Raw genomic sequence first — 26,017 nt, forward strand, 5'->3', positions numbered from 1 at the left:
ATTAAGCAGGACGTAGATTTGTTAATTTTTTAATGAAAATAGTAATGATTAAAATGAGAACGGCAATAACGACTATCGTTCCTCCCGGTGCTAAATCTAAATAATAAGAGCTCACTAAACCACCTAAAACGGAAATTTCTCCAAACAAAATCGAATAAAGTATCGTTTGCTTAAAGCCTTTCGCAATCCTCATACTTGCTGCAACCGGAAGCGTCATGAGCGAGGAAACCAACAGGATTCCAACAATTCTCATTGATGCTGCTATCACCAAAGCTACCATAACAATAAAGATAAAATGGACACTTTTGGAGGCAATTCCAGATGCTCTCGCGTATTCTTCATCAAAGGATAGTAGAAATAATTCTTTGTATAAAAGAATAACAATGGCAATCACGAAAATACTAATGATTAGGATTGTCCATAAATCAGAACGGCTCACAGCACTGACACTTCCAAATAAATAGCTGTACAAATCTGTATTGAAACCGTCTGCAAGTGAAATAAAAATAACTCCTAAGCCAATTCCACCGGATAAAATGATTGGAATGGCTAATTCCTGATAATGCTTATAAACGCTCCTTAATTTTTCAATAAACAATGAGCCAGTTACTGAAAAAGCAATCCCTAAATATAGTGGGTTTAAAGTAGCTAAGCTAGCGAATTGTTTTTGGAGCAGGAGGCTTGCGGCAATACCAGCTAAAGTGACATGGCTTAGGGCATCAGCTATCAGAGACAAACGCCGAACAACAATAAAAACGCCCAATAATGGTGCCATCACTCCAATGATAATTCCGGTAAAAAATGCATTTTGTAAAAATTCATAATTCAATAATCCAGAAATCATCGGTTTGTTCCCCCAGTATGCACATGATCATGGGACAGAACATGAATATCATGACCATAAAATTCGTTCATTTCCCCCAATTTAAGCTGTTCAAACTCCAGTGTTTCTCCATGAAAATGAAGATTCTTATTGAGACAGGCCACATGGGTCACCTTATCGGAGATTGCTCCAATATCGTGTGTTACCAATAACATGGTAATCCCCTGTTGTTTATTTAATTGATAGAGCAATTCGTAAAAAGAAGCAACATTTTTCGCATCGACACCAACAGTTGGTTCATCTAAAATTAATAGCTCTGGTTCACTAACAAGTGCTCTAGCAATAAATACCCGTTGCTGTTGTCCACCTGAAAGCTCCCCGATATTTTGATGGAGAAATGCCTCCATACCAACGATTTTGATGGCATTGACTACCTTCTGTCGATCACCTTTTGATAACCTCCGAAACATGCCGATTTTCTTTGTTAGTCCACTGGCAACTACCTCAAAAATCGTAGCGGGAAAACCGGTATTAAAGGAATTTGCTTTTTGTGAGACATAACCCAATTTTTGCCACTCCCTAAATCGGGTAATATCTTCTCCAAAAAGCTGAATTTCTCCTGTCTGCGGCTTAATTAATCCGAGAATCAGCTTTAACAGCGTTGACTTTCCTGATCCATTCGGACCGACAATTCCTAAAAATGCTCCTTTATTAATCGATAAATTAATATCCTCGAGTACATTTTCCTTTTCATAACGATATGAAACATGCTGTATATTTACAATTGTTTGTTGTTGACTCATTTAGACCACCCGTATATCAGAATCATTCCGATTTAACATGTTGTAGTATACAATAATAAACTGGCTCTTGTAAACCATTATTCACTTTCACAAACAATTCAATCAGCTTATCACGGATTAATAGGCACAAATCATGATTATCCTTCATAGGCTTATAATGAGGGAGTGATGCAGGTGAAGATCTTCGAAAATATCATCAACTATAAATTGAAAACCATTACTCGAGATGAGTTGTTAAAGTACGCTAATCAATTTAACATCAATCTATCGAAAGCTCAGTCTGAAACAATTGCCCGATATTTAAGAGGTACAACTTTAAATATTTTCAATGATTCGGAACGTGCACAAGTCATTAAAGAAATCGCCAAAATTGCCGGACCTGAAACAGCAAGGGAAATTAATAAGCTTTTTGTTACATTTACTAAATAAGCAAAATAAAAAAGCTGTGTATGTCCACAGCTTTTTTATATTTCACCCTACCCCTGCATGATGATATCTAGTAGGTCCTCATTGAACTGCTTGCTTCTTAGCATCGCAATCTCCTGCTTGTATGGGGCTTTTTTATTATTTTTATCCTCACCAACAAACGGTGTTTCAAGAATCTTTGGAACGTCTGTTAGCTGCGGATGATGAACAATATAGTTCAATGCATCAAAGCCAATTTTCCCGAAGCCGATGTTTTCGTGACGATCCTTATGGCTGCCACGTTCATTTTTACTATCATTGATATGAAGCACCTTTAAGCGCTCAATTCCAATAATTTTATCAAATTGATTTAGCACACCATCAAAGTCGTCAACAATATTATAACCGGCATCATGTGTATGACATGTATCGAAGCAAACAGATAAGCGATCACTGTAATTGACGCCATCCATTATCATTGCTAATTCCTCAAAATTCCGCCCACATTCGCTTCCTTTACCAGCCATTGTTTCAAGTGCAATTTGCAGTGTTTCTTGGCCGGTCAGAACCTCATTTAACCCCTCAACAATCTTCTTAATGCCTAACTCTGTTCCCGCACCTACATGAGCTCCAGGATGCAGTACAATTTGTTTAGCTCCAATTGCCTGTGTACGTTCGATTTCTGTTCTTAGGAAGTTTACACCCAATTCAAAGGTTGACGGATTAGTCGTATTTCCAATATTAATAATGTAAGGAGCATGAACGATGATCTCATCGATTCCATTCATCTCCATGTGACGACGACCCTCTTCGATATTTAAGTCTTCAATTTTTTTCCGTCTCGTATTTTGTGGAGCACCTGTATAAATCATAAAGGTGTTAGCGCCGTATGATACAGCTTCCTGGCTCGCTGCTAGCAGCATTTTACTACCACTCATCGATACGTGTGATCCAATTTTCAACATGTAGCTAGTCTCTCCTCTATTGGTTTCCTTTATTTATTGCCACGATTAAGACGTCTTTGGCGTTTTTCGATTTTTTCAACCTCAGCTTGCATTCTCTTTTTGTAGCCTGGTTTTACCTTATTTGGTTTACGAACAAACGCTTTCGCTTTATCTTTCGTTTCATCATTTTGTTTTTGACGATTTTTACGTTTGTTGCGTTCGCCGATATCGACAAATTCACCCTTTTGTAGATCGACGTTTTTAAACTTAATTCCGATTTTTTCAAGTTTATTTAACGCGTCCTCATCCGATAAATCATAAATTGTTAAAGCAATACCTGAAAAGCCTGCTCGAGCTGTTCTTCCAACACGGTGTACATAAAAATCTAAATCGTCTGGCAGCTCATAATTAATGACATGACTTACACCTTCAATATCAATTCCCCGTGCAGCGAGGTCTGTCGCCACGATATATTGAAATTCTAGGTCCTTTACTTGCTTCATCATTTTTTTCCGTTCACGTGGTGTTAAATCACCATGAATCCGTCCAACCTTCATACCCTTTTGGAGCAAGGCATCAGCGACTTCATCGGCATTTTTCTTCGTATTAGTAAATACGATGGCCATATAAGGGTTTAACTGCTTTAATGCTGTATAAGTTAATTCAATTTTATTGCGGTGACGTGATGGGAGCAGTAAATGTTCAATTTTTTCCGCAGCAATATGCTTTGGTGCAATATGAATATACTTCGGATTCTCCATGTATTTTTTCAGGAATGGCTTTAATTTTTCTGGTATCGTTGCAGAAAATACAAACATATGAAGCCTTTCTGCCATTCTCGAAGCAATCATATCGACATCTTCAATGAACCCCATGTCCAACACTAAGTCCGCTTCATCCACAACAAGAATATCAGCAGTAAATACTACAAGGGCCTGTTCTTTAATCAAATCATTAATTCGTCCTGGCGTACCAACCACAATATGTGGCTGAACCTTTAGCTTGTCAATGGTTCTCTGCTTGTCCGTTCCTCCCATGTAAACCCGTGCTGTAATCTCTTCATCGGGGTGACAATGCGCCGTTACCTTGAGTATTTCACGATAAATCTGGTCAGCAAGCTCACGGGTCGGTGCGGTAATAACTGCTTGTACTTCCTTCTTTTCTGGATCAATTTTTTGGAGGATTGGTAAAATATAAGCATGTGTCTTACCTGTTCCAGTCTGTGATTGACCAATAGTACTTTCTTCTTTTAACATTAACGGAATCATTCGCTCCTGAATTTCAGTTGGCTCCTGAAAACCTAGTTCGTGTATAGCATCCATGATGAACGGCTTAAATTCATATCGTTCAAATTTTGTTTTTTTCATATTCGTGCTCCTTCGTCTTCTCTAAAAACTTTCATCCTGTAATTATAATAAAGATTACAATAAAACTCCACTTTATCACTAATCATTATATAAAAGCTACGATAACCATCATTTTTATTTTTTCCAAATCTACCTAACCTATAATTGGTTCGTTGCATACAGTAAAGAAAAGGTGTGTTTGAAAGGAGGTAAACCGATGGTAAATAGACAACAAATGCCCCAAAACTGGGGAATGCCTCGCAATCAAGCTGGGCAATACCCATATCCAATGTATCAACCTAGGAGAAACATGCAAATGTATCCAACATATCCTTCCACGCAAATGAGAAGGGGCGGTTTTACAAGACAAAGAGGACAAATGGGATCGTATGGCCAAACAAACTCACGAGCTGGAGGAGGACTTTTAGCTAAGCTTTTTGGGAAAACCACTCCGCAAATGCCTCAGATGGGTGGAGGAGGTTTTCTTGGGATGGCCCCTAGCGCAACTAGGGCGGCAGCAACTGGTGGGGCGGCATCGGGAGGTTCATTACTTCAAACGTTAACCAATCCCACAGCGATTTCCGGGTTTTTAAATAATACACAACAAGTGTTAAATGCCTTTCAGCAAATTACTCCATTAGTTTCACAATATGGTCCTATTGTGAAAAATTTACCAGCAATGTGGCGGCTTTACCGTGGTTTAAAGGATGCAACTGCCACAAATGATGAGGAGAATGAAGAAAGTACGATTGAAATTGAAGAATCAGCAAGCTTAAGTGAAGTTGAGGAAATCATTGAATATGAATCTGATGATGAATCCGATGATGAATCTGGAGCAACAAATGATATTTCAACTTCCCACCAAGTAAATACAAGAAGTTATAGTCACAAGCATCGTACAAGAAAACACAGTGATGAACATGATAATTGGGATGAGAGTGAAGAAGCAGAGGTTTCTAAAGGATTAAAAAATAAGGATGTACTGCAAGAAAGACGGTCTTTTCCAAGAATGTATATTTAGGCTTATTTATTTTTTTATACTACTTGATACCAATGGCTACCAGCTTTGAGCAAAAAGCTCAATTTGGTAGCTTATATTTTTATTTATATTTATGTAAAACAGCACTCAGACACCTGGTGAGTTTTTGAATTCTCCGCAAGAGTCCTTTATAATATATACGAAGAAATAGAACTAGTTTATAGGGGGAACTAAATTCATGAAAGTCATCAAAATCTCGCCACGCGGATATTGTTACGGCGTTGTCGATGCAATGGTCGTTGCACGCAATGCTGCTTTAGATAAATCTTTACCACGTCCAATATATATACTCGGTATGATTGTTCATAACAAACATGTTACCGATGCTTTTGCAGAAGAAGGAATCATTACGCTCGACGGTAAAAACCGCCTTGAAATCCTTGATAAAGTTGAAACAGGGACAGTGATTTTCACAGCTCATGGAATCTCTCCGGAGGTCCGTGAACTAGCGAAGAAAAAAGGCTTGATAACGATTGATGCAACATGTCCAGATGTTACCAAAACTCATACGTTAATTTTAGAGAAAGAAAAAGAAGGCTTCCAAATTATTTATATTGGCAAAAAAGGCCATCCAGAGCCCGAGGGCGCTGTCGGTGTCGCTCCAAATGCTGTCCACTTAGTTGAAACCGTTGCAGATGTAGAAGCGCTTACGCTAGACTCAGATAAAATTATCGTCACGAATCAAACAACGATGAGCCAGTGGGACGTTAAGCATATCATGGATAAAGTGAAAGAAAAATATCCTCACGTCGAAATCCATAATGAAATATGCATGGCAACACAAGTCCGTCAGGAAGCCGTTGCACAGCAAGCTGGTGAAGCAGATGTGTTAATCGTAGTGGGTGATCCAAAAAGCAATAACTCGAACCGCCTAGCCCAAGTTTCTGAAGAAATTGCTGCTACAAAGTCATATCGAATTGCTGATATAACGGAATTAGAGCTTGACTGGCTAAAAGATGCGGAAACAGTTGCCGTAACATCAGGCGCTTCAACGCCAACCCCGATTACAAAGGAAGTCATCTCATTCCTAGAGCAATACGACCCTAAAGATGAATCTACCTGGGTAAAAGAGAAAAAAGTTCCACTAAATAAAATTTTACCGAAGATAAAAAGTTAAGCTAAAAAGAGGCTGGGACAAAACTCGCTTCTATACATGAAAAAGGCGAAGCCTGTGAAATTTTACTCATTGTAAAAATTCCACAGGCTTTTTTGTATCAAAACTAGGTTTTGTCTCTGCCTCGTATTTATAGTGGTAAAGACAATTCGGGCGGTGACAGGCACCTAAATGGCACCTAAATTTCGGGTTGTACATATCATGCTAAATGTGTTCATAAATGCATATTTGTGTGCATATCCTGGTTTTCCTGTGCATAATTTTTAGGAGCCTATCAAAAGTTGTGCATATATTTTAAAAGTCGTGCATATATCCAAAAAGTTGTATCATATATTTTTTCAAATGAAGCATATCCACAATTTCCTGTTCATATCACAGAAATATTGTGCAAATAATCTCCCACTAATTAAATGAAATCGTGAAAAATACTTATTTTTTAACCAAAAACGATGATTTTTATCAAAAAAGATGTAGATTTAACCCAAAACAGTCACGTTTTCAAAAAAAATCTCGCATTTTTCATCTAAAACCTAGCAAAATTTCAAAATCCCAGGCAAAATCCATCTCGAATTAGACCAATTATGGAAAATCAACAATCGGGTGAATAGACACACCTCGTAAAAAAAAAAACCGAACAATCATGTGAAATTCTAATTTAGAATTTTGCATGATTGTTTCGATTTTAGTTTAGCCGAAATACTTTTGTCCAGCCTTTTTCATTTTTATGACAGATTGTCTTTATAAAAACTGAAATGGATCGGTTACTAGTTCAGAAGGGAATATGTTTACCTCGTAGCCCTTTTCATTACACATATTTGTGAGCACATTTGTTACACCTTGTTTCATAACCATCTCAACATGGTGGCCAGGGTCGACGATGTTTAATCCAGCCAGCATCGCATCATGAGCAACGTGATAGTACATGTCACCTGTTACATAGACATCTGCCCCTTTAAATTTCGCCTGACTCCAATATTTACCACCATCTCCACCCAAAACAGCGACCTTTTTAACTTTTGCATTTAAATCTCCAACAACCCGAACCCCACTTAACCCAAAAACCTGCTTCACATACTGTGCAAATTCACTTAAAGTTGTCTCTTCAATCGTCCCGATTCTCCCGAGACCGAGCTCCTCCCCCTTATTAGCTAGGGGATAAATATCAAAAGCAACCTCCTCATACGGATGAGCTTTTAGCATAGCCGTCAAGACACGCTTTTCAATTGAAGCTGGAAAAATAGTCTCAATCCGTTCCTCTGAAACCGATTCAATTTCCCCTTGCTTCCCAATGTACGGATTAGTATTCTCTCCCGGTAAAAAGGAACCTGTTCCCTCGCTTGTAAATGTACAATGACTATAATTCCCTATTGCTCCTGCACCTGCATTACCAAGAGCCTCGCGGACAGCAGTACTATGTGTGTGTGGAACAAACACCACAAGCTTTTTTAACTTTGTTTCATAAGTTGGTGAGAGTAACTGAACATTCTCAAGTTCCAAGGCTTGTGCTAACAGGTCATTTACACCCCCTGGCGCAACATCCAGATTAGTGTGGGCCGCATAAACGGCAATATCATGTTTAATTAATTTTTCGAGCATCCGTCCCTGAGTAGTATCTGTCACTAATTTTTGTAACGGTCGAAATATTGGAGGATGGTGGGCAATGATAAGCTGAACATTTTTTTCTATCGCTTCGTCCACCACATTTTCCAACACGTCTAAGGCAATCATTACATTTTCGATTGGCTTATTGAGGCAGCCGATTTGCAAACCAATTTTATCCCCTTCCATTGCATATTCCTTAGGAGAGAACTGTTCAAACAACTGTATAAGCTCAAAGCCATTAACTTTTTTCATCTAAATGTAGGGCCTCCTCGACAATACGCATTTTCTGATGAATATCCTGTTTTCTTAGTTCGTTTTCAGCACTTTCATTTCCTTGTTCCATTTGCGCTAAAATTCGGCGCCAATTTGCAAGCTCACCTTCCCATTTTATTCGAAACGGCTCATTTTGCTTTTTCGTTAGTATAGGGCCTAGTAGAAAACCTGCTTCAAGATTTTCAGAATACCCTGTGCGAGGTTCACCAGGTTCAGCTACAATTACTTCATATACCTTTCCATCCTCTTCAAGAATCTCTTCTGCAAATAGCTTCCAATTATTTTCATATAACCAGACTCTTACTGCTCTTGAACCGACATTAGGCTGAAGGATTAAACGCTTAACTTGATCAAGTTTATTCTTTCCACCTTCTAAAATTGTGGAAATAAGCGTCCCTCCCATTCCGCAAATCGTGATGCAATCAACCTCGCCAGAATTTACTACTTCCAAGCCATCGCCCATACGCACTGAAATTTGAGTTTCTAGACCTTCTATTTTCACTTGCTTAACGGCAGATTGAAACGGACCTTGCACAACTTCTCCTGCAATAGCAAATGGAGCAATTCCACGTTTCACCACATGACAGGGGAGGTAAGCATGGTCTGAACCAATATCAGCCATTCTAAAGCCTTTAGGTATGTATTTTACAACCGTCTGCAGACGCAACGATAATGTATCTGTATTCATCAATCATTCCCACGCTTTCATCTTGCTAATTCAAATATGTTAAATATTACACTCCTCTAAGTATAGAAAAAGTCCTTTGCTTATGCAAAGGACTTTTCCATAATTATTTAAGTTTAGCAAGCCATTTAGCCATATCAGCAGCTTTATCAGCTGGTACTAAACCGCCAGGCATTCCGCCTTTACCATTTGTAACGATATCAGCAATCTCTTCTTCAGATAATTTGTCGCCAACACCTGTAAGTTTAGGACCTACACCCCCACTGTAATCGGCCCCGTGACAGCCTACACAGCTTTGCTTGTAGATGTCCTCTGGATTTGCTGCAGCTTGTTCTGTCTTTTCGCCGCCGCCTTCAGCTTCTTTAGCTAATTCTTCTGCGTCCCCTAGCCCTTTGAATGAAAGTAAAAACATGAGGCCAATCCCAAAAACCATGATGACCACAAACGGGATGATCGGATTACGATTCATCTTATTCCCTCCTATGTAATGACAATAAAGAAATAAATATTACAAACAACTACTATTTTACTTGAAAATTCAAAATAGGAAAAGCCCTAAAGTTAACTTTATCACAGGAAATGACAAATAATGTGTTATTTATCTGAAAAATTCAGCAATCTTCGATGTTGAATACGCTTACATTAGGGTTTATAATGGATGTAGGATATTATTTAAATATTCAAAAAACTTTAATATTTATTGGAAATAATTTGAAAACTCATTTGCAAATAAAAGAATAGTTCAGTAAAATTATGTCAATAGAGAAATATCTATTTAAAAGTTAACAATTAAAAAAATAGCTTACTTCATTAAGAAGTAAACTATTTTATCCATCTATTCTAAAAAGTCTTTTAAACGCTTGCTACGACTAGGGTGTCTAAGCTTACGAAGTGCTTTTGCTTCGATTTGTCGGATACGCTCACGGGTTACACCGAAGACTTTACCTACTTCTTCAAGCGTCCGTGTACGACCATCGTCTAAACCAAATCGTAAACGTAGCACGTTTTCTTCACGATCTGTCAAAGTATCAAGAACATCTTCAAGTTGTTCTTTTAATAATTCGTATGCTGCATGCTCGGATGGAGAAGTTGCATCCTGATCCTCGATGAAATCTCCAAGATGGGAATCATCTTCTTCCCCAATTGGCGTTTCAAGCGAAACTGGTTCTTGAGCAATTTTCAATATCTCACGAACCTTATCAGGAGTTAAATCCATGTCTTCAGCAATTTCTTCCGGTGTCGGTTCGCGACCAAGATCCTGAAGTAATTGTCTTTGAACACGAATTAACTTGTTAATGGTTTCAACCATATGAACTGGAATCCGGATAGTACGTGCTTGGTCAGCAATTGCACGAGTAATGGCTTGACGAATCCACCAAGTGGCATACGTACTGAATTTAAAGCCTTTACGGTAGTCAAACTTCTCAACTGCTTTAATGAGACCCATGTTTCCTTCTTGAATTAAGTCAAGGAAAAGCATGCCGCGACCAACATAACGTTTAGCTATACTAACGACAAGACGTAGGTTCGCTTCAGCAAGACGTCTTTTTGCTTCTTCGTCTCCCTCTTCAATACGTGTAGCTAAATTAATTTCTTCTTCAGCGGAGAGAAGATCTACCCGACCAATTTCTTTTAAGTACATACGGACAGGGTCATTAATTTTCACACCCGGAGGGACACTGAGATCGTTTAAATCAAATTCTTCCTCATCTCCCTTTGAAAGTTCAGGAAGACTCGGATCCTCATCATCACCATCACCAACTAATTCCACACCTTGGTCCCCTAAAAATTCATAAAACTCATCCATTTGATGAGAATCTAATTCAAACTGAGCTAATTTTTCAGCTATATCGTCATAATTAAGGACACCAATTTTCTTACCAGTTTCTGTTAACTGGTCCTTGATCTGTTCTAGAGTCAATTCAGTATCGACCTCTTTTGAACGGGCTGGTTTTTCAGCCATATGTCCCCCTCCTTCCAAAAATCAAAAAATCAAACAATCTATAGCGACTTTCGCAGTTGGATGATTTCCATTGCTAAGCGTGCTGCTTTATGAATATCGTTTTGACGCTCTGCTTCCGTTCTTTCTGCCTCTTTTTCTTTTATCTTTAACATTTTTTGATAATTCAACACCTGTTTAATATAATCAGATAATTCCTTTTCGGATAATTCCTCATTAATCAACATCATTTCAATATCAGTTACGATTCTCCGTAAGCGCTCATCCCCAATAAAATTTAAAAACAAGCTGGAATCAGGCGGATTTCCTTCCTCGTAATAACCTAATAAGTAAGTAAAAATTGCTTGATGTTCATCAATGTTAAAGGTATTTCCTGCTAGAAGTGTTTGTACCTTAAAGGCAAGCTCACTGTCCTTTAACATGTGAGCAAGTAAATGCCTTTCAGCATTATGGAAAGCAGGCTTCAATTGTTGTGTTGGCTTTTTTACGACAAGCTGCTGTTGCTTTGGGACATTTGTTTTATTACCTTTATTTTCTATAGTTTTTCCCCGGTATGATTCCAATTGCTGAATCAGTGCATCAAGGGACAATGAAAACTCGTCGGCAATTTGTCTTAAATAAATATCTCTTTCAACAGCTTTTTCTAGCTTGCTTATTTCCCTTAATACTTCTTCGATGTAAAGGAGTCGTTCTCCTTCATGTTGTAGATTTTTTCCGCGGCGGAAATAACGTATTTTGAAGGACATGAACGTAACGCTTGCCCCTATTACATCATTGGAAAATTTTTCACCACCATATTTTTTGATGTAGTCATCAGGGTCTAATCCATCAGGCATCATTGCCACTAAAACATTCAATCCTACGCTTGAGAGCATCGTTCCTGCCCGATATGCAGCTTCTATTCCAGCATGATCTGAGTCATAGCACACAGTAATCGTATGACAATTACGTCGCAACATGTCAACATGATCATCTGTCAAAGATGTACCCATTGTGGCAACGCCGTTAACTACCCCGGAACGATCGGCTGCGATAACGTCTGCGAATCCTTCAAAAAGGACTGCATGCTGCAGTTTTCGCATCGCTGGTCTTGCTAAATGATAATTGTATAATATTTTACTTTTATTAAAGATCGCTGTTTCGGGACTATTTAAGTATTTGGGGTCATCGCCCCCTAGAGATCTCCCTGAAAAAGCAATCGTATTTCCATTACGATCAAAAATCGGAAACATAACGCGATTACGAAAGCGATCAAGCGCTGTTCCATCACGTTCACGTCTTGCAATCAATCCGGCTTTTTCTAACAATTCAATTGAATAGCCCTTACTAGATAGCAATTTTACCGTATAATCCCAGGACGGAAGAGCATAACCGATTTGAAATTTATCAATTGATTCCTTTGTAAAGCCTCTCGCTAATAAATATTCAAGAGCATCTTGACCTTCCTTTGTATTTACCAGCAAATGGTGGTAAAATTTACGTAAAAGGTCATGAGCATCGAGCATTGATTGTAAATCCTTAGGTATAGATTTTACCTGTGGATTTGTTTCAATCTCCAAATCAATCTTTGCTCTTGCGGCAAGTTTAACTGCAGCTTCAATAAAGGTTAAACCATCCTTTTCCATTAAAAAGGTAAAAACATTACCTCCTGCACCACAGCCAAAGCAATGGAATATTTGCTTATCGGGTGATACTGAGAAGGATGGGCTATTTTCACCATGAAATGGACATAAGCCAAAATAATTTCGCCCTTGCTTCTTCAATTGAATATATTCGCTAATTACATCAACAATATCAATCGTTTGGCGGATTTGGTTAATTTTTTCTTCGGCAATCATTTCTGCCATACTACAACTCCATACCTTTACAGGAATTATTGACTTTGCCTATTCATCACTTAAAAGCTCTGTCAATTGGTGAATAAATCTCTGCCGATCGTCCTTTGAAAAAGGTTTTGGTCCCTTCCCATATTGTCCCCTGCGGCGTGCTTTTGCGGAAAGAAATCGCATTTGTAAGGCAGTCTCCATATCTTCCTCTTTATACACCATCCCTTTTGGGGAGAGAACTGAAACCTCCTTCAGCAAAAGTGTTGACGCCAACCCAATATCCTGCGTAACAACGATATCCCATTTGCTAATATGATTTTGGATATATAAATCAGCTGCCTCCTTTTCATTATCAACATAAATCCAGCGTTCCTCGGGAGGATGAATGGACATATGTGCATAGGATGCAACAAACACAACCGGAATCTCAAATTGATTAGCAATATATAGAAGTTCTTGTTTTACTGGACAAGAATCTGCGTCGACAAAAATAGTACGTTTGTTAATTTTATTACTAATTATTCTACATCACTCCACATATTCCTTCTTTTATTGATAACTTTTAAACAGAGAAACATGTCGATTTTTTTCAGAGTGGTTCCCTTGACATCTCACAATAAATAGTTTATTCGTTCACAATCAACTCTAAACCTATTTCTGAGACTTTTTATCACAATTTTTTATTATAGTACATTAGTGCAATTATTTCCATTGATTTTCTTGAAAATAATTTATATTTGGTATAAGTATTTTGATTATCGACATAATCACGAATTCGTATTCATGACAAAATGTAAAGGACTGACACCATCTTTGGGTCAGCCCTTTACTATATTCTACATTTACTGGCCTTGTACCTTCTTTTGATACAGATTCAAGATTACATTTGCTGTTTCTTCAACAGCTTTGTTCGTAACATCAATAACAGGACAGCCGATTTTCTCGATGACCGTTTCAAAAAACTCTAATTCTTCCTTAATGCGTTCTATATTTGCATAGCTTGCTTGATCATTTAATCCGAGAGATATTAAACGTTCTCGCCGTATTTGGTTTAATTTATCAGGACTAATTTTTAAAGCAAAGCATTTATGCGGTGCCGAATGGAAAATCTCCTCAGGCGGGTCCACTTCCGGCACTATCGGTACATTTGCTACTTTTAAGCGTTTATGTGCTAAGTATTGAGATAACGGCGTTTTGGAAGTCCTTGAAACACCTAATAATACGATATCGGCTTTAATAATTCCACGTGGGTCACGTCCATCATCGTATTTCACTGCAAACTCAATTGCTTCAACCTTTTTAAAATAATCTTCATCCAATTTTCGAACAAGCCCAGGTTCATGAAGTGGTGTTTTCCCACTAAAAACCTCGATTTGATCCATTAATGGTCCGATTAAATCACAAGCCGGTATTCCTTCTTTTTTGGAAACCTCTTTCATATAGTTTCTCATATCGGGCTTTACTAAAGTGTAAGCAATCATGCCTCGATCAAGCTTCACTAATGAAATTACTTCATCTATATGTGCCAAGTCCTCAACATAGGGGAATCGTTTTAGCGCCACACTAGTTCCATTAAATTGACTGATCGCCGCTTTTGTAACAAGCTCGGCCGTTTCCCCGACCGAATCGGATACGACATATATTATCGGTAACCTACTCATTCCTCTAAACCAACTCCTACGGGCAGACCTTATTCATCACCAGATGCAAGAGCAACAAAGGCCTTTGTAATATTTGTTTTTGTCACGCGGCCAATCACTTCATAGCCTTTTTCTGTTTCCTTAACTATAGGTAGGGCATCAATTTGTTTTTCAATTAGTTTGACCGCAATATCAATTAATAAATCTTCTTTTTGGCATACGGTAATGTTAGGCATTCTGGTCATAATGATATTAACTGGCAAGGCAGCTAATTCCTGTTTACCAAGACTAGCTCGAAGTAAGTCCTTTCTTGACAATACACCGACCAAAATAGAATTTTGATCGACTACAAATAATGTCCCAACATCTTCTAAAAACATCGTAACAATCGCATCATAAACTGAAACACTCTCATTGATTACGACTGGAATGGATTGATAATCCTTAACATATATATTCTTTAAATTCTCAGTAAGTAATTGTACACCAGACTTTCCTGTGTAAAAATAACCTACCCTTGGTCTGGCATCTAAATATCCCGCCATTGTTAAAATGGCTAAATCAGGTCTTAGTGTTGCTCTAGTTAAATTTAACCGGTCAGCAATATTTTCACCAGTTATTGGCCCATTTTCTTTTACAATCTGAAGTATTTGTTCTTGACGACTATTCAGTTCGATTGTCCTCACCACCCTGTTTAAAAACCATTTAAATATTTTAAATATCCAAAACACATTGAGGTTATACTATTTAAAATTATTATATACTAATTATCGGGCAAGAAAAGTTAAGAAACAAGGGTTTAGCTCAAATATTATTGAAAAAGTGCGGAGAACCGCACTTTTTCACGTTAAACAAGGTAGTAAATAAATGTCATACAATTAAAAAGATATTTTATTTTGAATAAATTGCACTAGTTCAGCGATTGGAATTCTTGATTGTTCCATTGTATCGCGGTCACGAACGGTAACCATTTTGTCTTCCTTAGAATCAAAATCAAAGGTAATGCAGAATGGAGTACCGATTTCATCATGGCGACGGTATCTTTTACCAATTGAACCAGATTCATCATAATCAACTAGGAATTGCTCAGCAAGCATATCGTATACTTCTCTTGCATCTTCCGACAGTTTTTTTGAAAGCGGTAAAATTGCTGCTTTAAACGGTGCAAGCGCAGGATGTAAATGCATAACCGTTCTAGCTGTACCATCCTCTAATTGCTCCTCATCATAAGCATCGATTAAATAGGCCAAAGTAACGCGGTCCGCACCAAGTGAAGGCTCGATACAATATGGAACATATTTCTCATTTGTTTCTTGATCTAAATAGTGGAAATCTTCACCTGAAAACTCCATATGTTGCTTTAAATCATAATCGGTACGTGAAGCAACTCCCCAAAGCTCGCCCCAACCAAATGGGAATTTATATTCAAAATCAGTTGTTGCATTACTGTAATGAGATAATTCATCTTCGTTATGATCACGAAGTCTTAGATTTTCTTGCTTCATTCCCAATGATAATAGCCATTGCTCAGCAAATTGCTTCCAATAATCAAACCATTTTAATTCTTCACCTGGCTTACAGAAGAATTCAAGCTCCATTTGTTCGAATTCTCTCGTTCTGAAAGTGAAATTACCCGGTGTTATTTCATTTCGGAAGCTTTTACCGATTTGTGCAATACCAAACGGAAGTTTTTTTCGCATTGTCCGTTGCACATTTTTGAAGTTAACAAAAATACCTTGTGCTGTTTCAGGACGAAGGAAGATTTCATTAGCACTTGTTTCAGTTACACCTTGATGTGTCTTAAACATAAGATTGAATTGGCGAATTCCAGTGTAATCCTGTGCACCACAATCAGGACAAGCGATTTTGTGTTCAGCGATTAATTCCTCCATTTTTTCAAACGGAAGGCCATCTACTACCATTTCAATTCCTTTTTCATCAAGCGCATTTTCAATTAATTTATCTGCACGATGTCTTGCCTTACATTTTTTACAATCGATCATCGGATCATTAAAGTTTCCAATATGACCAGATGCCTCCCATGTTCTTGGGTTCATTAAAATTGCAGAATCCAAACCTACATTGTATGGAGATTGATGAATGAATTTTTTCCACCATGCTTGCTTAATGTTATTTTTTAGCTCAACGCCAAGCGGACCGTAATCCCAAGTATTTGCTAAACCTCCATAAATTTCAGAACCTGGAAAAATAAAACCTCTGTGTTTCGCATGTGAAACGATTTGTTCCATAGTAACGCTCATGTTATGTACTCCTTTACTTATTTTTTTAAATTAGCTGTGAAAATTTGGATGTTGATTTCCGCTTCAGGCACGTGCGGTTCATGGGGCTAACTGGGAGCCTCCTCGGCGCTTTGCGCCTGTGGGGTCTCCCATGCCAGCTACTCCCATAGGAGTCTACGTGCCTGCAGCGAAGATCAACCTGGAAAAAAATCAACACTGTGCATTAACACAGCCTTCAAATAAAAAACTCCCGACCCTATGCTTGTAAGCATAGGGACGAGAGTTAACCCGCGGTTCCACCCTATTTGCTGCTAATTTGCAGCCTCTTGGAATTAACGTTGCTCCAGAATGCCTTTCCTTAACGCTTTATATCTAGCTCACACCACCCTAGACTCGCTTCAATAAAGAAAGTTAAGTACTCCTTTCCTTCAGTGCAACTATTAAATTTAATTTAGATGTTAATCGATAGTGAACAGGTTGTCAAGTTAGCATATCGCGCATTTTATCAATTTGATTAAGAAATTTCTTCGTTTTTAAGTGGAGCCCAGAGTATTCATCATAATAGGCTGTAATGACCTTTTTTAATTGAAGCTTTGTCTCCATTTTAACATCAATGTTTCCAAGCCGTGATAAATCAAAATAATAGAAAATCCGCAATAGCTTTACCGTTGCTGGTGATATGGCTATCGCGTAAGGATCACTCTCTACACAAAGATGACAGATAAACCCACCTTCCCTAACTGAAAACGAAAATTGTCCATTCGTAGTACCACAAACAGCACAGTGGTCAAGACATGGATGGAGACCAAACATGTCTAGCAGCTTCATTTCATAAATATTTGTCAAAATATCTAAATCATAACCTTCATTCATTAAGGTTAATGTCTGGTATAGCAGTTCAAATAGAAAAGGATTAGGCTTTTTTTCATCGACTGTTGCTTTATCTGTTAAATCAACAATATAACTCGCATAGGCAGTTAAAAAGATATCTTCGCGAATCGAGCGCAACGAAGAAATCATTTCTCCCTGTTGTAGACTTCCTAGCCCCTTGCTTTTTTGTATTAAGAAGTAACCATATGTAAAAAGCTGGGTGATAGCCGAAAGCCTACTATTGGGCTTTTTTGCACCTCGTGCCATCACACCAACTTTCCCCCATTCACGTGTATATAAAGTGACAACTTTATTGGTCTCACCATAATCCGTTGTTCTAATGACGATGCCTTCACATTTTTGAAACATGTACAGTCACCATCCATTGCAACGAAACAAACCTATGAGATGGGAAAATCAAATTCTGCTAGCTCGTCATCCTGTTCACCGGGTATTTCATGATTTTCTTTTTCAAGTTCCTTGAAAAGAAGATACGTGTCAATGTTACCTGTATTTGAGAATACCTTCCAGGTAAATTCCAACATCGAAAACCCCACCTTTCAAATTGTCAACTAGCACTGTCTTCAATCCCAAATCCTTTACAATTATCATAGCCTTTCATTCCAAAAACATGAGACGAAAAAATTGTAAACCGGCTCGATGCATAAATATCGTTCGTTGCTAATAATGTAAATATTGTTGTTATCTTAATGCAAATTGCTGATATTCGTTAACTGTTTTTAATATTCGTCTTCTCTAAACCCAAAATCTCTCAGCTGACCCATTTTATTGCGCCAATCTTTTTGAACCTTCACCCAAAGCTCAAGATAAACTTTAGAGCCAAGTAAATTTTCAATGTCGACTCGGGCACGTTTCCCAATTTCCTTTAACATTTTACCTTGTTTACCAATGATAATACCCTTTTGCGAATCACGTTCTACTATGATTGTCGCCATTACATGAATCACATTCTTATCGTCAGAACGGTCCAATTTTTCCATTACAACAGCTAAGGAATGCGGAACCTCTTCATGTGTTAGATGTAGTGCCTTCTCTCTAATTAACTCTGTGATGATAAAGCGTTCCGGATGGTCCGTAACTTGGTCTGCCGGGTAGTATTGAGGACCTTCAGGCAAGTACTTCTTAATTTGCTCGAGAATACGTTCTATATTATTCCCCTGTAATGCTGAAATCGGCACGATTTCAGTAAAATTATATTTTTCACTATACGATTGAATAATCTCCAAGAGCTTATCAGGATGGACGAGATCTATTTTATTAATGACAAGAAAAATTGGTGTATTTACACCTTCAAACTTTTCAAGAATAAATTCCTCGCCACGCCCAAAACCTTCCTCAGCATTAACCATGAATAGTACTAAATCGACTTCTCTTAAAGTATTGATGGCCACCTTCATCATAAAATCACCAAGCTTGTGCTTAGGCTTATGAATACCAGGCGTATCAATAAAAATCAACTGTGCATCATCGGTTGTCAAAACACCTTGAACCTTATTCCTGGTCGTTTGCGGTTTATCGCTCATGATAGCAATTTTTTGCCCAATTACTCGGTTTAAAAAGGTTGATTTACCTACATTTGGCCTGCCAATGATGGAAACAAAGCCAGATTTGAACTTATTACTTTTACCTTCATTAATCATTTAAATCCTCCGACGAAAAAGCTCCCGGTAGCAAGTCTTCTACAGTTATTTCTTGGACGTCTCCCTTTAAATTGGTCAATACGACGGTCATGTCCTTTGGACATAGCTCCGAAATAACTTGTCGGCAAGCTCCACATGGAGATACAGGTCTCTCAGTATCAGCAATAACAACGAGTTTTTCAAACTTGTTATCACCTTCTGAGAGTGCCTTAAACAACGCAGTACGCTCAGCGCATATTGTGACACTGTAGGCAGCGTTTTCAATATTACAGCCGTGATAAATTTTACCATCAGCTGTGACAAGTGCTGCACCCACTTTAAATTTAGAGTATGGAACATACGCTTTCTCTCTTGCTACTTTTGCTTCTTCAATTATTTGTTTTTGATTCACAACCATTTTCCTTTCGTAAAGAGGAATGCTGTCTTTTTATTTTAGCGTATTTTATAAATCTTTTCATCGTTTGTTGCAAAATAAACCTTAAAAAATTTTGAATTTTCTAACAATTTATTTGTACTACTTTTTGTATTGCTTTGTTCTGTTATTTTATCTAACTTCAACTAGGTTTTCAAATCCACACTAAATCTCTCCTAAAACTAAAAAGAGACTAAATCCTTTAGTCCCTTTTAGGTAAGTCTTTGGATAATTTCAGGTAGAAAAATCAAAATGCCGATGATTACGGCAATAATCGCGTATACAAGAACAGCTCCTGCTGCAACATCCTTGGCTTGCTTTGCTAGCGGCTGGTAGTCCGATGTCACCAAATCTACAACCCGTTCAAGCGCGGTGTTGACTAACTCAAGTGAAATCACTCCGCCAATCGCCAACAGGATGATTAACCATTTTGTAACGGAAATGGAAAAATAAAACCCAAGTATGCACACCAACACAGTAATCGTTAAATGAATGCGAAGGTTCCGCTCTCTTTTCGTTGCATGAGCTAGGCCAGTAATCGCATATGAAAATGATTTAAACACCTTTTGGATTTCAACGCTCCAATCCGTATTCATCTAGAATGTCCTTTTGTTTGGTGAACATGATTTTTTCGTCCGCTTCAGTCATATGATCATAGCCCAACAAATGTAAAAAGCCGTGTACAGCTAAAAATCCAAGCTCGCGGTGAAAGGAATGGCCGTATTCGCTTGCCTGTTCCTCCGCCCGCTGTACAGATATGATGATATCCCCCAATACTCTAGGCATATCAAGTCCTGAAAGCTCGATTTCACCTTCACCAAGTTCCTCCATTGCAAATGAAATCACATCTGTTGGTTGATCCTTTTCGCGATATTCCCGATTGATTTCTTGAATTTTTTCATTCGTCACAAAGGTGACGGACACCTCACTATCGTCTTCCACTTCTTCGTGCTTTGCTGCTAAATTTAATAATTCCATTACTGTCGTAATATCTTGTTCGCTTAATTTTTCGGTCTCATCGATATAATCGATTAGTAAACTCATACTTGGCTCACCTTCTGCTTAATGGTTTCTGGATATTCAATCCGTGAATGAAAAATTCCTTTTAAAGTTTCAAGTAACGTTATTGAAACTGTTTCAAGCTCCTTCAACGTTAAATCACAATCGTTAAATTGATTGTCGTTCATACGGTCCGCAATAATTTTTCGAACAACCTGTTCAATTTGCTCATGAGTAGGATGTCCCATCGAACGTACTGCTGCTTCCACGCTATCGGCAATCCCAACAATGGCTGCCTCTTTCGTTTGAGCTTTAGGTCCCGGATAACGATAATCAACCTCCTTAACCTCAGCTCCATCTTTTTTAGCCTTATGGTAAAAATATTGCAGTAAAGTTGTTCCGTGGTGTTGCTCAGCAATATCAATAATTTCCTTTGGCATCTTATGTTTTCTTAACAATTCAGCGCCATCAATCGCATGTGCAATAATGATGTTTTTGCTCGTTTGTGGCGGAATGCGGTCATGAGGATTTGGGATATTCATTTGATTTTCGATAAAAAATTGTGGCCGTTTCGTTTTGCCGATATCATGGTAATAGCAGCCGACCCTTGCTAATAAACCATTCGCACCAATTGCCTCACAAGCTGTTTCAGCTAAATTAGCAACCATAACACTATGATGATACGTTCCTGGTGCTTCAGTTAAGATTTTCTTCAGTAACGGATGATTAGGATTCGATAATTCGATTAATTTTAACGTCGAAAGCATCCCAAAACCTGCCTCAAAATACGGCATCAAGCCTATTGTCAAAACAGCCGAGCTAATCCCCGACAACAATGCCCCGATAAAATAAAACCCATATTCCATGCCTGTAAATTGCCCGTTTCGTAAAAACAATAGCGAAAAAATGACCACCATATTAACAGCAGCAACCAAAAGCCCTGCTTGAAGAATTTTCGAACGGTTACTATGATTACTTAAAAATAATATACTAGCTATTCCGCTAATCAAAATATAAATGACAACAGTAACTTGAACAGTTGCTGTTACTCCTTCATTAAAAATGATTCCACCACTTATTGCTAAAATTAATGTAAATGCCACTGCCAATCGTTCGTGAGTCAATAGTTTAATCAACATTGCCCCCATGGCCGCTGGAAAAATATAGGCAATTTCCGAGTAATTTAATTGAAGAAACAAGCTCAAGGTCTTCATGATTGCTATCGACATAACAAGAATGATAGAAAAAATCAAAACGAATTTATGCTTCATTTCCTGTGATACACCTAAATAATGAAAATAGAAATACAATCCACCAAGCAATATTAAAATAAGGGATGAAAGTCCAATAAAGGGCTTTAAGGAGTTCTCATTATCTAGCACTCCCACTAATTTTAACTGACGATAAATGTCTCGGCTAATAAGCTGACCCTCTTCAACAAGAATTTGCCCTTCAAGTATCAGAACCGGCTCGACACTTTCCCTCGCCTGTTGTCGCATTTCCTCAGTGGCATTCGGGTCATAAAATTCGTTTTGAATGACCGCATATCGACCTAATTCAATCGCAGCATTTTTTAAATTATTATTTAAACTTGTATATTTTAACTCTTCTTCCAGTCGTTTTTTTGCATTTTCAACATCATCCTGCGGAATGCGGGAACTCATGACATAATTAATTGCTGTAACCGTTAAATCTCTAGCAATAGAAAGCTCATCTTTTGACGCCTGTAAAAGCGCAATAAAAACAGAGTCGGATAACTCCTTCGTTTCGTTTTCTGTTAATTTTTGCTTTAACCTTGCTAATTGCTCTGAGATAGATGGTTCAGCCTTATCACTATTCTCTTCCTTGGCCATTTCTTCGGCGATTTCTTCTTTTACTTCCAATACAGAATCAAAAATGGAAGTAATTAAATCGACGCGATTTTGAGTGTACTCTTTTTTGAGAGTATACACATCCTGAACATTGTTTAGTGCATCCTTGCGCTTACGCTCGGTACTCTCTTTGTCCTCTACTGTTATCGGAGATCGAATCGTTTGATCAGCGACAGAAAATAACGTAAGGTCAAGCTTTTCTGGTTTGACATTACTGTACATTGCAACAAAGAGAATTAAACCTAAAATCAAAAATAATAAAATTCGAAATAAGGTTTCACCGAGAAAATTTTTAATTTTAGCAATTTGAAGCTGGATTTTTCCCAATGTTAACACCTCTTAATTATGGCTATGCCAGACCCAAACTTTTGTTATGTAAAATAATATCAGTTTTCAAAGAAAGTTTCATCCTTATTTAGGAATCTTGCGGATGTACGCAAAAAGCCGACGCCTTATGGGTCAGCTTTCTACGATTTCAGATTGATCATAAGCTCCGATTATTTTTGCAACTAGAGGATGTCGGACAACATCTGTTGCCTCTAAATACACAAATGACATTCCTTTTATATTCTTCAAAATATTCTCCGCTTCAGTTAACCCTGATTTCACACCTTTTGGCAAGTCAACCTGGGTGCGGTCACCGGTAATGACCATTTTTGAACCAAAGCCAAGTCTTGTTAAAAACATTTTCATTTGCGCGTGTGTCGTATTTTGAGCCTCATCTAGGATGACAAAGGCATCATCCAACGTTCTACCACGCATATATGCCAAAGGAGCAATTTCAATCGTTCCGCGTTCGATTTGACGAACAGTATGCTCCTGCCCTAACACATCATAAAGTGCATCATACAAAGGTCTTAAATAAGGATCCACTTTTTCTTTTAAGTCGCCTGGTAAAAATCCAAGACTCTCTCCAGCTTCAACTGCTGGTCTTGTTAAAATAATTCTTTTCACCTGGCCATTTTTTAAAGCATTAACTGCCATCACAACAGCTAAATATGTTTTCCCTGTTCCAGCAGGACCAATTCCGAACACTAAATCATTTTGCTTAATTGCGGAAACGTAGCGGCGCTGCCCGAAGGTTTTCACTCTAATCGATTTACCTTTTGCGTTTTTGCTTATTTCTTCTTCATATAGCTCACCAAAATAATCGATTGTTCCCTTTTTCACCAATTTTACAGCATAACTTACATCCCGTTGACTAATAGCAATCCCTTTTTTGATTACTTCCAGTAGTTTATCAATGACTTTGCCAGCTAAATCAAGTTGATCTGGATGGCCGGAGATAATTAGACTTTCTCCACGAGTTATGATTGACACCTGGAGCTCTTGTTCAATGATTTTTAAATTGCTATCAGAGTTACCGAAAAGGGTTACAGCTTCCTCTTGGTTATTAATTTTTACATCAATTGTTTTTCGCTCTTCTGTCATTCTTCGTCTCCTTGGATTATTGGTTGTGGCTCGGCAATATCCTCTATAATTTGGTAATGTATTGATAATGTAACTTTACCATTGTCAATAGCTTGATGTAAAACATTTTCCCCTTTAATTATAGCATCCTCAGATAGCTTACTTTTTATATCCTTTCTTGCAATTTCCTTTGCTACTTCGATTGCTTCTTCATTTGAGTATATTCTGGTGACTTCTTCCTTTTCACGCAAAACTGTATCATTGAAGGAAATTGGCAGCTCCCATTTTAGAAAACGAAGCTTATGATTGGTTGTATCTTCTTCATATGCTAGATAATTTGGTTTTCCAAAACCCCAAACTGGAATGGTCACACTTCCGAATTTGATGGAGTATTTTTGTTTTTCGTTACCGTTGTATACCTGAAAAGTGCTTTTTATTGGCAGTTCTACCATTGACTTATACCATGTTTCGCCGTATACCTCTCCTTTTGCGGAGACAATTTCCGTTTTTTCTTCTTTGCCGATTATCCCAGAAACGAGCATTTGACCTTTATTTACATGCTGATTTATTTCCACCTGTTTTTGGCCTTTTTCTACATATATTTTTGAAATAACACCTTCTTTTTTTGCGACTAAATGGCGCGGACCCAATTCCTCAAGTTTTTTTGGCTCCTTCTTTTCAACAACTTCGAGATGAAAGGTTGTCCCCCTTAATTCTACACCGACCCAGGTAAGAACTTGAATGTTATTCGTAAGTTTTCGTTGAATCGTCTCGACGTCATCTACGAAAAATTGGAGCTTTCCAGGCTTAACCCCCATCTTGTCCAATTGCTTATAAATTTTATGCTCCGTCGCTGGATTTGCTCCCTTTATCTCTACTCGCCAGACCATATTCGAAAGCAGCATAATGACAAAAAGAAACAGAAAGGCCCCAGCCACCAGACCGCTGTTTCTTAACATCTGTTTAAAGAGAAACGGCATTCCGTTTCTTCGTTGAAAAGTGAGCTTACACTCACTATCCCTGATAAGCGGCCGTATTGATTTTACATCTTGCAGCTTCAAGCTAAAAACAACAGTATCGACTCCATATCTTTTTACATCCCAAATCGTAATGCCATTGCGTAATAGCTGATTAATGAATCTTTCAATTCCCCTTCCCGAGACCTTTACTGTGACAGTTCCGGAAAAAAACTCGAGCCATTGGTTCTTCATTGCGCTCCCCCTGAATCAATCATTGATATATATAACCTGATCTATTTTTCCCTCAAGCAAAATTTCCTCGGGTAAAATCGTTTTTATTACAAAGGCCTTACCCTTTACTAATAGCTGGCCTTGTTTTAACAAGAGGCGTATTTCTCGGTCGGTAAAAGTTAATAAACCGCGGTGGTTCTCAATGTATATATGAATTTGTCCAACCATGGTGATGCGGGGCAAATCCATCATGACATCCTGAGGAAGCTCCATGTTCTTTGTAACCCAGTTGCGAATAAGCTGGCCCCATTTTTTTGCCATAAAAAAAGAACCCCCTTTCATCTCATGTTTATGAAATGACTGGGGATTCTAGCACAAATTTTTCAGTTTTAAAGGCTTATTTAACCGCTCGGTGCGCCTTTTTTGCCCGCGGGGGACCGAGCACCTCGGACCAAATTAAACCATCCACTAAGGCATTAGAATCGACATTTAACGTTCTTTGTTTATTTTGTTCATCATCACGATAAATCAAGTTTCGCTCCTGTGTAGGTGCTGATTCCATTGCAGAATTGGTATGATACGGTTCTTCTTGATGGATTTTTAGGGCAGCATAGCGCTGATCCATTACATCAGTTTGATTCTCCCTAGCCAAATCCCTTTCTCTGCTGGTTTGTCTAGGCTGCTTCGATCTAGGTGATTTAGAGGGATTCTGCTGCTGAGCCCGACTTGGGCGATTTTTACGGACAGGTGCAGGGGCTTCCTCGGTTCGAACTGGCTTCGGTTTATTTCCTTTTTGTTTTTCCTGCTGTGCTTCTTTATTCTTTTTAAAAAGCGAGGAAATAATCCCAATCAATATCACCAAAATAAATGGATTATCGAAAAAAAACTCCATATTGTGAGCCTC

Annotated in this window: 27 protein-coding genes and 1 other annotated feature; of the genes, 3 read left to right on the forward strand and 24 right to left on the reverse strand. The window is 38.1% G+C overall.

From position 1 onward, the window contains the following. Position 1: 1 nt before the first annotated feature. Together FXW34_RS02375 and FXW34_RS02380 are read right to left on the reverse strand one after the other, a co-directional pair. Positions 2 to 844, reverse strand: coding sequence for a metal ABC transporter permease (locus FXW34_RS02375; protein WP_147532377.1), 843 nt, complete (start codon positions 842 to 844; stop codon positions 2 to 4). Then, positions 841 to 1,626: a metal ABC transporter ATP-binding protein gene (locus tag FXW34_RS02380; RefSeq protein WP_147532378.1), complete on the reverse strand. Its 786-nt coding sequence runs from the start codon at positions 1,624 to 1,626 to the stop codon at positions 841 to 843. The genes FXW34_RS02375 and FXW34_RS02380 overlap by 4 nt, the downstream gene beginning before the upstream one ends. 168 nt (positions 1,627 to 1,794) lie before the next feature. Between FXW34_RS02380 and FXW34_RS02385 the strand changes: the two genes are divergently transcribed. After that, entirely contained in the window at positions 1,795 to 2,055 is a 261-nt protein-coding gene (locus tag FXW34_RS02385) for a DUF2624 domain-containing protein (protein WP_147532379.1), read from the forward strand. 47 nt (positions 2,056 to 2,102) lie between these two features. Here the strand turns inward: FXW34_RS02385 and FXW34_RS02390 are convergent, their stop codons facing one another. After that, positions 2,103 to 2,996 carry a deoxyribonuclease IV gene (locus FXW34_RS02390; RefSeq protein ID WP_147532380.1) on the reverse strand — a complete coding sequence of 298 codons (894 nt, stop codon included), beginning with the start codon at positions 2,994 to 2,996 and terminating at the stop codon, positions 2,103 to 2,105. Positions 2,997 to 3,025: 29 nt separating this feature from the next. Continuing rightward, positions 3,026 to 4,342 carry a DEAD/DEAH box helicase gene (locus FXW34_RS02395; RefSeq protein ID WP_147532381.1) on the reverse strand — a complete coding sequence of 439 codons (1,317 nt, stop codon included), beginning with the start codon at positions 4,340 to 4,342 and terminating at the stop codon, positions 3,026 to 3,028. Between the two features lie 196 nt (positions 4,343 to 4,538). Here FXW34_RS02395 and vrrA point away from each other — a divergent pair, with 196 nt between their 5' ends. Together vrrA and FXW34_RS02405 are read left to right on the forward strand one after the other, a co-directional pair. Next, entirely contained in the window at positions 4,539 to 5,342 is an 804-nt protein-coding gene (gene vrrA, locus FXW34_RS02400) for a VrrA/YqfQ family protein (protein WP_147532382.1), read from the forward strand. 196 nt (positions 5,343 to 5,538) lie between these two features. Next, a complete protein-coding gene (locus FXW34_RS02405; RefSeq protein WP_147532383.1) occupies positions 5,539 to 6,477 on the forward strand; it encodes a 4-hydroxy-3-methylbut-2-enyl diphosphate reductase in 939 nt (312 codons plus the stop codon). A 735-nt stretch (positions 6,478 to 7,212) separates the two neighbouring features. Here the strand turns inward: FXW34_RS02405 and FXW34_RS02410 are convergent. The 20 genes from FXW34_RS02410 to FXW34_RS02505 all read right to left on the reverse strand — a co-directional run bounded on the left by FXW34_RS02410 (position 7,213) and on the right by FXW34_RS02505 (position 26,005). After that, positions 7,213 to 8,328, reverse strand: a complete 1,116-nt coding sequence (locus tag FXW34_RS02410; RefSeq protein ID WP_147532384.1) for a Nif3-like dinuclear metal center hexameric protein — start codon at positions 8,326 to 8,328, stop codon at positions 7,213 to 7,215. Further along, positions 8,315 to 9,037, reverse strand: coding sequence for a tRNA (adenine(22)-N(1))-methyltransferase (locus FXW34_RS02415; RefSeq protein WP_147532385.1), 723 nt, complete (start codon positions 9,035 to 9,037; stop codon positions 8,315 to 8,317). The genes FXW34_RS02410 and FXW34_RS02415 overlap by 14 nt, the downstream gene beginning before the upstream one ends. Before the next feature lie 103 nt (positions 9,038 to 9,140). Further along, positions 9,141 to 9,503 (reverse strand): cytochrome c550, encoded by a 363-nt coding sequence (gene cccA / locus FXW34_RS02420; RefSeq protein WP_147532386.1) that lies wholly within the window; start codon positions 9,501 to 9,503, stop codon positions 9,141 to 9,143. Between the two features lie 366 nt (positions 9,504 to 9,869). Next, positions 9,870 to 10,997: an RNA polymerase sigma factor RpoD gene (gene rpoD, locus FXW34_RS02425; protein WP_147532387.1), complete on the reverse strand. Its 1,128-nt coding sequence runs from the start codon at positions 10,995 to 10,997 to the stop codon at positions 9,870 to 9,872. A gap of 38 nt (positions 10,998 to 11,035) precedes the next feature. Next, positions 11,036 to 12,841 (reverse strand): DNA primase, encoded by a 1,806-nt coding sequence (gene dnaG, locus FXW34_RS02430; RefSeq protein WP_147532388.1) that lies wholly within the window; start codon positions 12,839 to 12,841, stop codon positions 11,036 to 11,038. Positions 12,842 to 12,880: 39 nt separating this feature from the next. After that, positions 12,881 to 13,327, reverse strand: coding sequence for a YaiI/YqxD family protein (locus FXW34_RS02435; protein WP_147532389.1), 447 nt, complete (start codon positions 13,325 to 13,327; stop codon positions 12,881 to 12,883). Between the two features lie 335 nt (positions 13,328 to 13,662). Further along, positions 13,663 to 14,481 (reverse strand): pyruvate, water dikinase regulatory protein, encoded by an 819-nt coding sequence (locus FXW34_RS02440; RefSeq protein WP_147532390.1) that lies wholly within the window; start codon positions 14,479 to 14,481, stop codon positions 13,663 to 13,665. Positions 14,482 to 14,510: 29 nt separating this feature from the next. Continuing rightward, positions 14,511 to 15,146, reverse strand: a complete 636-nt coding sequence (gene ccpN, locus FXW34_RS02445; RefSeq protein ID WP_187118809.1) for a transcriptional regulator CcpN — start codon at positions 15,144 to 15,146, stop codon at positions 14,511 to 14,513. A 192-nt stretch (positions 15,147 to 15,338) separates the two neighbouring features. Next, on the reverse strand, positions 15,339 to 16,721 hold the full coding sequence (locus FXW34_RS02450) for a glycine--tRNA ligase (RefSeq protein ID WP_147532392.1): 1,383 nt from the start codon (positions 16,719 to 16,721) through the stop codon (positions 15,339 to 15,341). A gap of 248 nt (positions 16,722 to 16,969) precedes the next feature. Next, positions 16,970 to 17,141: a binding site (T-box leader), on the reverse strand. A 39-nt stretch (positions 17,142 to 17,180) separates the two neighbouring features. Further along, the gene (gene recO, locus FXW34_RS02455) at positions 17,181 to 17,939 is read right to left on the reverse strand and encodes a DNA repair protein RecO (protein ID WP_147532393.1); all 759 of its coding nucleotides are present in this window, start codon (positions 17,937 to 17,939) and stop codon (positions 17,181 to 17,183) included. A 32-nt stretch (positions 17,940 to 17,971) separates the two neighbouring features. Continuing rightward, positions 17,972 to 18,115, reverse strand: coding sequence for a YqzL family protein (locus tag FXW34_RS02460; protein WP_147532394.1), 144 nt, complete (start codon positions 18,113 to 18,115; stop codon positions 17,972 to 17,974). A gap of 195 nt (positions 18,116 to 18,310) precedes the next feature. Beyond that, positions 18,311 to 19,231 (reverse strand): GTPase Era, encoded by a 921-nt coding sequence (gene era / locus FXW34_RS02465; protein ID WP_147532395.1) that lies wholly within the window; start codon positions 19,229 to 19,231, stop codon positions 18,311 to 18,313. Beyond that, positions 19,224 to 19,628 carry a cytidine deaminase gene (cdd, locus tag FXW34_RS02470; RefSeq protein ID WP_342780669.1) on the reverse strand — a complete coding sequence of 135 codons (405 nt, stop codon included), beginning with the start codon at positions 19,626 to 19,628 and terminating at the stop codon, positions 19,224 to 19,226. Before cdd ends, era begins: the two co-directional genes overlap by 8 nt. A gap of 227 nt (positions 19,629 to 19,855) precedes the next feature. Further along, entirely contained in the window at positions 19,856 to 20,239 is a 384-nt protein-coding gene (locus FXW34_RS02475; protein ID WP_147532397.1) for a diacylglycerol kinase family protein, read from the reverse strand. Then, complete coding sequence (gene ybeY / locus FXW34_RS02480) at positions 20,217 to 20,687, reverse strand: rRNA maturation RNase YbeY (protein WP_147532398.1); 471 nt, start codon at positions 20,685 to 20,687, stop codon at positions 20,217 to 20,219. The genes FXW34_RS02475 and ybeY overlap by 23 nt, the downstream gene beginning before the upstream one ends. Then, on the reverse strand, positions 20,684 to 22,840 hold the full coding sequence (locus FXW34_RS02485) for an HD family phosphohydrolase (RefSeq protein WP_147532399.1): 2,157 nt from the start codon (positions 22,838 to 22,840) through the stop codon (positions 20,684 to 20,686). The genes ybeY and FXW34_RS02485 overlap by 4 nt, the downstream gene beginning before the upstream one ends. A 132-nt stretch (positions 22,841 to 22,972) precedes the next feature. Then, on the reverse strand, positions 22,973 to 23,944 hold the full coding sequence (locus tag FXW34_RS02490) for a PhoH family protein (protein ID WP_147532400.1): 972 nt from the start codon (positions 23,942 to 23,944) through the stop codon (positions 22,973 to 22,975). Continuing rightward, positions 23,941 to 25,134 carry a sporulation protein YqfD gene (gene yqfD / locus FXW34_RS02495; RefSeq protein WP_147532401.1) on the reverse strand — a complete coding sequence of 398 codons (1,194 nt, stop codon included), beginning with the start codon at positions 25,132 to 25,134 and terminating at the stop codon, positions 23,941 to 23,943. Before yqfD ends, FXW34_RS02490 begins: the two co-directional genes overlap by 4 nt. Positions 25,135 to 25,149: 15 nt before the next feature. Beyond that, positions 25,150 to 25,434, reverse strand: a complete 285-nt coding sequence (gene yqfC, locus FXW34_RS02500; RefSeq protein WP_147532402.1) for a sporulation protein YqfC — start codon at positions 25,432 to 25,434, stop codon at positions 25,150 to 25,152. Positions 25,435 to 25,510: 76 nt separating this feature from the next. Further along, entirely contained in the window at positions 25,511 to 26,005 is a 495-nt protein-coding gene (locus FXW34_RS02505) for a hypothetical protein (protein WP_147532403.1), read from the reverse strand. Between the last annotated feature and the right edge of the window lie 12 nt (positions 26,006 to 26,017).

This window comes from Bacillus marasmi (assembly GCF_902168435.1).
GTDB lineage: Bacteria > Bacillota > Bacilli > Bacillales > Cytobacillaceae > Bacillus_BU > Bacillus_BU marasmi.